The organism is Marinobacter sp. (assembly GCF_041686475.1).
Lineage (GTDB): Bacteria > Pseudomonadota > Gammaproteobacteria > Pseudomonadales > Oleiphilaceae > Marinobacter.
Genome location: NZ_JAWLDU010000005.1, coordinates 1 through 1,942, shown reverse-complemented (window position 1 = coordinate 1,942; position 1,942 = coordinate 1). Strand labels below are relative to the sequence as shown.

General features: G+C 59.5%; 1 protein-coding gene. It reads right to left on the bottom strand.

Annotation, left to right across the window (positions count from 1 at the left end):
- Positions 1-181: 181 nt before the first annotated feature.
- On the bottom strand, positions 182-1,942 hold a 1,761-nt coding region (gene lon / locus ACESMB_RS02210), incomplete at its 5' end, for an endopeptidase La (RefSeq protein ID WP_372970822.1).

Sequence of the window (1,942 nt, the reverse complement as noted above, 5' to 3'; positions counted from 1 at the left end):
CCGGTGCTGGATGTGGGGCCGGTGCTTCGTGAGGATGGGTGGAAGGCCAAGGCCTGAGTCAGGGGCTGGTCCCGGGGCGGGGGTGCCTTTTCTTTGGAAAAAGAACTCGCTTCGCTCAGCCACCTTTTTCTGGCAGAAAAGGCACCCCCGCCCCGGGACCGATTCCGGCCACTTTAATTGATTAATGCACTGAAGCCCCTTTCTTCGGCCTGTCCCCGAAACACACCTGGAACACATCGCTGTACTGCTTGGCAAAATTCACCGTCAGCCCTTCCTTCAGGTAGTCCGGCAACTCTTCGTAATCCCCCCGGTTTGCTTCCGGCAGTATCAGGTTGTTGATTTTCTGGCGTCTGGCCGCGATGACTTTTTCGCGAATGCCACCGACGGGCAGTACCTGGCCGGTGAGGGTCAGTTCGCCGGTCATGGCGAGGTTCTGCTGGGGTGCTTCCTTGCGGGCAATGGACAGCAGTGCGGTGGCCATGGTGACACCGGCACTGGGGCCGTCCTTGGGGGTGGCGCCTTCGGGTACGTGCAGGTGCACGAAGGACTTGTCGAAGAAGGTCGGGTCGCCTTTGAATCGCTTGAGGTTTGATGACACGTAGCTGTAGGCGATTTCGGCGGACTCTTTCATCACCTCCCCCAGTTGCCCGGTGAGCTTGAAGCCGCGCTGGGTGCTGTGAATGCGTGACGCTTCAATGCTCAGGGTGGCGCCGCCCATGGCGGTCCAGGCAAGGCCGGTGACCACACCAGTGCCCTTGAGGGATTTTTCCTTCCGGAATGCCGGTTGTCCCAGGTAGGTCTGCAGGTCGGAAACGCCCACCTTCACGGGTTTGTCAGGATGTTCCAGTAGTTGCACGATGCCTTTGCGAATGACTTTGTGCAGCAGTTTTTCCAGGCTACGTACGCCGGCTTCCCGGGCGTAGCCTTCGATGATCTGCTTGATGGCCGCGTCGGTGATGTTCATCTGCTTTTTCAGCAAACCGGCTCGCTTGAGCAGCCGTGGCATCAGGTAATGCTTGGCGATGGCGAGTTTTTCCTCGGCGATATAGCCAGACAGGCGAATCACGTCCATACGGTCCAGCAGTGCCCTGGGAATAGTGTCCAGCTGGTTGGCGGTGCAAATGAACAGAACCTTGGACAGGTCCATGCGCACGTCCAGGTAGTGATCGAGGAATTCCCGGTTCTGCTCCGGATCCAGGGTTTCCAGCAGTGCGGAGGCGGGGTCGCCCTGGAAGGAGGCACCAATCTTGTCGATTTCGTCCAGCATGATCACCGGGTTTGACACCTTTGAGTCTTTCAGCGCCTGCACGAATTTGCCGGGCATGGCGCCGATGTAGGTGCGGCGATGGCCCTTGATTTCGGCTTCGTCACGCATGCCACCGACGCTGAAGCGATAGAACTTGCGGCCCAGGGCGTCGGCCACCGAGTGACCGATGGACGTCTTCCCCACGCCCGGCGGGCCCACCAGCAGCAGGATGGAGCCACTGACTTCACCCTTGAAGGTGCCTTCTGCGAGGAACTCGACGATGCGATCCTTCACGTCTTCCAGGCCGTCGTGGTCTCGGTCCAGAATGCGCTTGGCTTCGGCCAGGTCGAAATGGTCCTCGGAGGTCAGCCCCCAGGGCACCTGGGTTAGCCAGTCCAGGTAATTTCGGGTCACACCGTATTCCGGTGAGCCCTGTTCCAGCACCTGCAGTTTCTGCAGCTCGTCATCAAACCGTTCCTGCACCTGTTCCGGCGGGTCGAGTTTCTCCATGCGCTCACGGAAGCGTTCGGCGTCGGCGGTCTTGTCGTCCTTGGCCATGCCCAGTTCGCGCTGGATGACTTTCAGCTGCTCCTTGAGGAAAAACTCCCGCTGGTGCTTCTGCACCTTTTCGTTCACTTCCTCGCTGATTTCGCTTTGCAGGCGGGCAACTTCCTGCTCTTTCGCCATCAGCAGCAG